An 8,629-nucleotide genomic window follows, 5' to 3' on the forward strand; every position below is an offset into this window, starting at 1 on the left:
CTCATTGTGGCTAAAAGTGCGTTTTGTTTAGCCATATCGGTTAGTCCCGTGTAGAAGAGAGCATTTGGCATGACTAAGTAACTGGCCGTTTGTGCTACAGGGACGATCACACTTGGACCAGAACCAGAATCCGTTTCAAGAATTTCTTTATGTAAGCGGAAATCCCAGAAATTTTCATTCTTTTCATCAAAGAGGCTTTGTGCAACATCGGCTGTACCGTGGCTTGACTCTGGTCCATAGGCCGTTAGCGTATATTTATAAGGCAAACGATTTCTTGTGGTATAGCCATTTACGAGTTTGAAAGAGTCTTCTTGTGCTTTTCCAGATACTTGAATGAGCGAGAGGCCACCTATATTGGAAGGATCAGCAGCATTGACTACACTACTTTCATCTCCTGAATCGCTTTTGATATAAACTGTTGTGGAGCCTGAGACATCACCGTGGATCAGAAGTCTATCGGTTTTTTGATCGGCACTTGCTACGCCATCACTCCAAGCAATGTTGAAGTAAATCTTTGCATTACCAGAGGCGTTGTAGACTTCTTGCGTATCTGGTTTACCAGATCCTATATGCAATGTGTGATAATGATCTTCTACCAGTCCATCAAAAACAATAGAGCTGTTATCGAGATTAAGCGTAGAAATATCGGAACGAGATCTTTGAGCAATATCAAGCAGATTGCCATCAGCATCTTTTTCTTTTGTACTGGTCTTTAGTGTCCATGTTGTCTTGTTTTTTAGATCAAAACGTACATTTCTGTCTTTAGCAATATTCGCTTTGCCTTCTAGAGTAGACTGATCAGCACTTAAGGTGAAGGCGCCATTGGAGATCGCTTTAACCTCTTTATTGTTCCAATAATTGTCATTTTTCCAAGATTTTGGATCTTCGAAAAGACCATCTCCTAACAATACATCAGCATGGATTTCTGAATTTTTGAGATTGACTGTACCGATTGACAAACCTGGAATATCTTCCATGTTTGTGTTAGTAAAAGCTCCAACAAAAATTCCAGTACCATTTTCAGCGTGAACATCTGCATTGGTTAAATTGATTTCACTGCTTTTACGTTTTTGTGGATCATCTGGATAATCTAGATCAGGATTAGAGAGAGCTATAAATTGCAAACCAGCAACTCCTGCTATCATAGAAGTATTCACGACATCAATATGTCCATTAGCTGCTGTCCATAGTGCAACTTTTTTTGCTTCTATTTTATTTTTTATTGTATTCTCTGCTGCTCCAATATAACCATTCGTCATCTTAATTGTGCTATTATTTTCTGCAGTGAGACCAACATCAAAGTTTTGAATGATTGTTTTACCATTTAATTCGATTGCACTACCAAGTTCCGCAACGTTTACAGCAACGGTTTGTTGTTTACTTTCACCACCAGTTATTGTTAAATCTCCGCTAATGATTTTACTTCCACCGTCTGCATAAAAACCTTCATCGACATTTTGAATGGTTGTTTTGCCTATTAACCTAACTTCACTACCAGAGTCCGATGTCCATATACCAGTGCGTTCGTTGTCGGGGCCTTCAAGTGCTTCACCACCGATTATCGATAAGTTTTCGCTAATGATTTTACCACCGTTAACTGCTCCAAGGCCGTCCAAAGTATTGTTAATTATTGTATCGCCATGCAATTGAATTGTGCTGTCATTGCCACTTACAAATGCACCGCTTCCTTTTCCCTCTGTTTTTAGAGCAACATCTGTGGCATCAATATGCCCACCGTTGATTGCGAATAACGCTGTTTTGTTCGCGGCTACGGATCCTCCCGTCATTATGATCTTAGATCCTGAACCGTCTGCAAGGAGTCCTCCGCCATTAGATGATATAATGTTAGCATTGTTTTTTAAGATAATCGTACTGCTGGTTTCGGCGCTTCCTCCTACAGCACGTCCACTAAATGACCCTCCTGAGATCGTTATTGTAGAGTGGTTATTTGCAACTATACTGGCGGCTGCTTGAGTCACTGTTACATCTTTTAAAGTGACGGTACTTTTGTCTGCTTTTATTCCAAAGTTTAGTAGCGCATCGTCTTTACTATTCGATATCTTCACACCTTCTAGCTTGTTTTCACCGCTGTTACTGTTTAAGAAGCCCGCACCAACTAGAGAAGTTTTAATGGTCCCTCCAGTCATTTTTATTGCGCCACCATCGTTTGTTGTAAGTCCAATTTCACTATTACTAATCGTTGTTCCTTCAAGCAATTCAACTACACTGCCTTCGCCATTAGAAAATACACCAGACGATATATCTTCGTCACCTAGAGATACATCTGTAACATTTAGAGACACATCTGCAACAGTAATATGTCCACCATTTTCAGCAACCAATGCATTACCTTTCCCCGTGACGGTTCCTCCCGTCATGCTGATGGTGGAGTTTGAACTATTTGCATAGAGTCCAATGTTATCAGATGATGTAATGTTTGCATTGTTGGTTAAAGTGATGGCGCTGCCGTTTTGAGCAGATATTGTTGTATTTTGTGCATGAAATGATCCTCCTGAGGCTGTTATTGTCGAGTGATCATCTGCAACTAAGGCATTGGTTGCTTGCATGACGGTTACATCTTTTAAAGTGACGATACTGTTTTGGTCTGCTATTACTCCCAAGCCCAGTGGCGCATCGTCTTTACCACTTGATATTGTCACACCTTCTAGTCTGTTTTCATTGCTGCTGCTTGAGAAGACAGCACCAACTAGAGAAGTTTTAATGGTTCCTCCAGTCATTTTTATTGTGCCACCATCGTTTGTTGTAAGTCCAATTTCACTATCACTAATCGTTGTCCCTTCAAGCAATTCAACTACACTGCCTTTGCCATTAGAAAATACACCAGATGACTTATCGCTATCATTTGTTTTTAGGGTTACATCTGCAACAGTAATATGGCCACCATTTTTAGCAACCAATGCATTACCTTTCCCCGTGACGGTTCCTCCCGTCATGCTGATGGAGGATTTTGAACTGTTTGCATAGAGTCCAACATCATCAGATGATGTAATTTTTGCACCGTTTGTTAAAGTGATGGCGCTGCCGTTTTGAGCAGATATTGTTGTATTTTGTGCATGAAATGATCCTCCCGAGATTGTTATTGTCGAATCATGATCTGCAAATATACCGGCTGCTGCTTGAGTCACTGTTACATCTTTTAAAGTGGCGGTACTTTTATCTGCTTTTATCCCAAAGTTCAGTGGCGTATCGTCTTTATCACTCGATATTGTTACATTTTCTAGTTTGTTTTCATGACTGTTACTGTTTAAGAATCCAGCACCAGCTGCAGAAGCTGTAATGGTTCCTCCAATCATCTTGATTGCGCCATCATTTTGGAATGCAAGCCCGATTGCACTACCACTAATTGTGGTCTTTCCAAGCAATTCAATTACACTATTTGCGCCATTAGAAAATACACCAAATGACTTATCGCTATCATTTGTTTTTAGGGTAACATCTGTAACAGTAATATGACCACCATCTTCAGCAACCAAAGCACTCGCTTTTCCCGTGACGTTTCCTTCTATCATTGTGATGGAGGAGTTTGAATCTTTTGCATAGAATCCAACATCATCAGATGATGTAATTTTTGCACCGTTTGTTAAAGTGATGGCGCTGCCGTTTTGAGCAGATATTGTTGTATTTTGTGCATGAAATGATCCTCCCGAGATTGTTATTGTCGAATCATGATCTGCAAATATACCGGCGGCTGCTTGAGTTACTGTTACATCTTTTAAAGTGACGGTACTTTTATCTGCTTTTATTCCAACGTTTAGTGGCGCATCGTCTTTACCACTCGAGATTGTCACATTTTCTAGTTTGTTTTCACGACTGTTACTGTTTAAGAATCCAGCACCAGCTGCAGAAGCTGTAATGGTTCCCCCAGTCATCTTGATTACACCACCGTTTTGTGCTTGAAGCCCGATTGCGCTATCACTAATCGTTGTCTTTCCAAGTAATTCAATCATGCTACCAAGGTCATCAGAAGCTACACCAAGTCCATCACCATTTGTTTTTAGGGTGACATCTGTAACAGTAATATGGCCACCGTATGTTGTCGTTACTGCTTCCTCTTTCGCTGTGATGCTCCCTCCTGTCATTTCGATGATGGACTTTGAACCTTCCGCATAGAGTCCAGCATCATTATATGATGTAATTTTTGCACCGCCAGTTAAAGTGATGTTGCCGCCGTTTTGAGCAAATATTGCGGCTTTTTCTGCATCAAATGATCCTCCTAAGACGTTTACTGTGGAATCATATGCATCTATGGCAGTTTGTGCTTGCGTCACTGTTACATTATTTAAAGTGACATTACTGTTAGTTGCCTTGATTCCATTGATTAGTGGCGCATCATCTTTCCCACTTGATGTCACTACATCTTTCAGTTCGTTTTCTTTGCTCTTGCTATCTAAAAAGAATGCACCAACTTTGGACGCTGTAATGCTTCCCCCAGTCATTGCGATTGCGCCACTTTCTTGTGTTTTTAACCCGATTATCGCATCATTGATCTTTGTATCAGATAATTCAATTACACTGTTTTCACCTTGAGACAAGGCGCCGAATCCACTCTCAATTTTAGTACCCTTATTATATGCAGGGTTATCCCCTTCTGTAGTAGGTGCACTTGTGGTATTTCCCTTTGCTGTTAGAGTACCACCCGTGATTTTAATATGACCACCGTCGTTTGTATACAATGCTGCGTCTTTTCCAGTTACGCTTCCCCCAGTCATTTTTATGGTGGTATTTTCATCATCGGCATGGAGTCCGTTACCATTAGATGAGGTAATGTTAGTACCGCCATCTACAGTAATGGTGGTGCCGCCCATAGCATATACGCCATCCATTTTACCTTCGAATGATCCTCCGGATACTATAACTTGAGAAACGACATCCGCAAGTATACCAGTTTCTGCTTGCTTAACTGTTACATTTTCTAAAGTGATAAAACTTTCGTTGTTTATTTCTATTCCAAGGAGTGATGATGCTTCATTTTTATTATCTGATATCACTACATTTTGCAGTATATTTCTATTATCCTTACTACCATCGATATAAACGCCAGTTTGAGAAGCTGTAATGTTTCCTCCAGTCAGGTTGATGCTAGCGCCGTCTTTTACAGAAATACCAAAGCGAACATCAGAATCAGTGCCTTGAATATTTAAGTTATTTAATTCAAGCGCACTGGTAGCACCTTCAACTGTTACAACATACTTATCATTGCTTGTATCTGTATTTGTGCTTTCGTTTCCAGTTACAATTACAGTGCTACCGGTGATTTTTCCTTTGTCTTTTACATAAATAGTCTCGTACGTTTTTCCGGATACTTCTTGTTGTTTTCCTTCAGAAACTTCGAGATTTTCAGCATGTGCACTGAACTGGATGTTGAACAGGATGATAGCGGCTGTAGCTGTGCATGATAAAAGAGATGTTTTATACACTAGTATTCCCCTTATGAGAGCCCCCAAATATTCATTTCCCCGCAAATTAAATAAGAAGAAGTGAAAATGGATAGTTGTTATTAATTTCAGTAATTGTCTTTATTGGGTAAGACATTTTTGATTTTTTGTCAAAATTAAAAAATAATTGATATTAAATTTGTATGAATTTATATTTAACACACAATGTGTTTGTAATTATTTATATTATATAATTAAATTTATTGTAAATATATATTATAAAAATAATAAATATTATTATATTACTTACATAATTCACATTATTTTTATAAAGTAATGATAGTATTTTCTGTAATACTTCTGCATTTTTATAGATTGTCAAAGTGAGTAATTATGGTAATACTCAAACACTATTGCTAGAACTTTTGATTATTTATACCTTATTTATCATAATATTTCTAATATATTTTATCTTGATATCCAAAGGAGTTGGGTGCTCTAGTATAAGAATACATTTTTTCTCCTGTTGGGGATATTTTAATAGTATATGACTAAGTTTTTATAAGCTGTTGATGTATCGATGACATTTGAAAGAGCTCGAGCCCAAGCTTATAAATCTCAATCAATTAAAGTTCTTGAAGTTGAAGGCTTGAAATCAACAGTGCTTTTATATCATCAAAGTGCACCTTCATTGAAGGATTATTGCTTTCGTTATTTCGAATTTTTGACACATTTTTGACAAGAAAATCTAAAAAATTGCTTCTGAGGAATTTTTTTTAATATAAAAATATGTAACGTTTTTATGGTGACAGGTTTATGAGATATAAAGTTGAATTGGTAATCACCGTGATTGCTTTTACTCTCTCTGGTTGTTTTAATCTTGATTCTGAAAGAATAAAAAGAGACAAGAGGCTTCATCATGATGCATTCATGGATTGGTCGATGAAAGAAAAGTCTCTTACAAAAAATTACACTGCTATTATTATGGCTGATCCGCAACCGTGGCTTTTAAATTCTGGTGATGCCAATGGAATATCAAACAGAGAGCCATGGTTAAAGATAAATGAGCAAGTTGCTGGTGTGATAAAAGCGCACAGGGCTGCATTCCATATTGTCAATGGTGATCTGACGGAGTTTGGACAACAAAAAAACTATGATGATTATGAACATGTTTATAAAACTCTAGGAGCACCTGTCTATGAGGGGCTAGGGAATCACGATTATGCCAATAATGTTGGTAATTGTACAAATCCTCAAGAATTCAGTTTTTACAAAGATGCTTGTGCTATAAGTGCAGTTTCAAGAATGGTATCGGAAATCAAAAAATACCGTAGTCAATTATCGCATTTCAATGCAGATGTTACTGAAAGTTTGATTCCTATTTCGGGTGAAAATATTCGCTCGATAAGGGGGAGTTTGAGTTATTCTTGGGATTATGGAGATGTTCACTATGTGCAGCTTCACAATTATCCAAGCTATACGGTTCGTTTGAAGGGGCAGTCTACAGAAGTGCAAATCAATAAATCTTTAGATTGGCTTAGGAACGATTTAGCTGCTGCTGATGCAAGAGGTAAAGTGACAATCATTAATTTTCATGATGCGCGTGCTGCTTCTATTGATGGTGAATCCTTTTTTATTCGTAAAAAGAATGCTAAAGATTTGTCGGTCTTTAAGTCAATTATTACCTCTCATAATGTTAAAGCAATTTTCGTGGGTCACACGCATTATCAGTCTTATTGCCGTGCGAAAAATGATAAGGTTTTTGGAAATATCCCTATATATACAGCTGGTGCGCTTTTTAATGGAGATTATTACCTCTTAGATGTGAAAGGCAAGACCATTCACGTTAAAGCCTATAATGGAGAAATAGGAAAACCGCTTTTAATTAAAGATCTTGGTGTTATAGGGAAAGACACCCAATTTTCGGCAAGTTGCAGTAAGTTATAATAGGATTTGTTTCTTTGTCTTAAAGCATGAGGGAAAAAATGTATTATATGTACGGGCTTGAAGAGCAGTAGGAGTGTCTAAATGTTACTGAGAAATAGAATGAAAAATCAGACATATTTTTTTCAAAGCTGCTAAGCTTTCAGGTTATACGTTATAAGTGCAATGGTTTAATGTGAACTGAGCTTTAATACAAAGTAGAATAATGGTTTGTTATTCTATTTTTTCTTTTTAGGCTTTTATCTTTGAAGAAAAGGGGAGGTTGTCAAGGGTATGTTCATAATTTGCTAGCACATGGTGTCCAGAATTATCAAGAAGGCTGTTTCTATTAGTTTGTTGCGGTATAATTATCAAGTTATGTCCTTTGTTAGAGCTTATAATATCTACTCATGGGCAACACTTTTCTTTTTCATAAGAAAAGCTTTTTATTTTGATCAATTTTTTACTTATAATCTTCAAACAATTGATGTTTTGTGATGCTATATAATTTCTCTTGATTAACCGTATGAACTTTTAGTTGTATTACAATTGTATCTTCTTCTTTTATACGTAAGTAAATCGTTACAATAATACGATACAAATATTGGAGTTTGTTTATAGCGGTTATGGTCTCATGCAATTATCCTTAGATGACTTTCACATGTTTTGGCAGTTTTATCTTTGCTTTGAGAGAAGTGTAAAAAGGGAATTTTAAGAAGTTTCAGTTTAGAAAGAGCTTTTTTGCCCGCGAAAAGCTCTCGGAGAGTGCCAAGGCTGGTATGGAACAAGCGGGCGAAGATCTGGCTAATTCGATTGTCGATGGCTTTATGGCACCTATCACAAAGTTGAGCGATTTTTGTAAATCTTTGCCTAGCCGCATTAAGGGGTGGATTGGTTCCATTGATGTAAGAGAGTTTTTGCCAAGTTTTTTGGGGGGCAAAACAACCATTCAACCGATTGCACAATTTGCAGGGGCGGGGCGTGCAAATTCCCCTTTCACAGAAGCAAAAGGCAAAGAGCATTCCACTATCACACACAATCAAAATGTCACAGTGCATGTCAATGGTGCGCGTGATCCTGTTGCCACCGGTCGTGCGGTTGCCCATGCCATTCAACGGGTACGCGCCAATGCATTGCATGGCGGGACAGAATGAGGGGAGGGAGCCTATGAGAGATCCTTTGATGATGTTAGGATCACATCAATTTTATGTGGACTGGCTGAATTTCCAATCCTTTGAAGAAGAGTTTTCTGCCTCATGGGTTTGTATGGAGCGTTTTGGCAAGGCACCCAGTTTGCAATTTACCGGCTA

The 8,629-nt window shown here is 38.1% G+C and carries 3 protein-coding genes and 2 pseudogenes; 3 read left to right on the top strand and 2 right to left on the bottom strand.

Annotated features, from left to right (window positions below; all coding sequences use genetic code 11):
- Both ACFIJL_RS09975 and ACFIJL_RS09980 read right to left on the bottom strand, forming a co-directional pair.
- Positions 1-2,459 (bottom strand): autotransporter outer membrane beta-barrel domain-containing protein (locus ACFIJL_RS09975; RefSeq protein WP_404978538.1); only part of this gene is annotated, 2,459 nt, incomplete at its 3' end.
- A 2,250-nt stretch (positions 2,460-4,709) separates the two neighbouring features.
- Positions 4,710-5,438 (bottom strand): annotated as a pseudogene (locus ACFIJL_RS09980) (autotransporter outer membrane beta-barrel domain-containing protein); the annotation flags it as partial.
- A 774-nt stretch (positions 5,439-6,212) separates the two neighbouring features.
- On the opposite strand from ACFIJL_RS09980, the gene ACFIJL_RS08175 reads away from it, so the two are divergent.
- The 3 genes and pseudogenes from ACFIJL_RS08175 to ACFIJL_RS08185 all read left to right on the top strand — a co-directional run.
- Positions 6,213-7,343 carry a metallophosphoesterase gene (locus tag ACFIJL_RS08175; RefSeq protein WP_375624136.1) on the top strand — a complete coding sequence of 377 codons (1,131 nt, stop codon included), beginning with the start codon at positions 6,213-6,215 and terminating at the stop codon, positions 7,341-7,343.
- A 755-nt stretch (positions 7,344-8,098) separates the two neighbouring features.
- Complete coding sequence (locus ACFIJL_RS08180; protein WP_375624138.1) at positions 8,099-8,473, top strand: hypothetical protein; 375 nt, start codon at positions 8,099-8,101, stop codon at positions 8,471-8,473.
- Positions 8,474-8,486: 13 nt separating this feature from the next.
- A pseudogene (locus tag ACFIJL_RS08185) lies at positions 8,487-8,629 on the top strand (phage tail protein); the annotation flags it as partial.

The sequence above is a fragment of the Bartonella sp. TT119HLJHH genome (assembly GCF_042193385.1).
In the GTDB taxonomy this organism is placed as follows: domain Bacteria; phylum Pseudomonadota; class Alphaproteobacteria; order Rhizobiales; family Rhizobiaceae; genus Bartonella.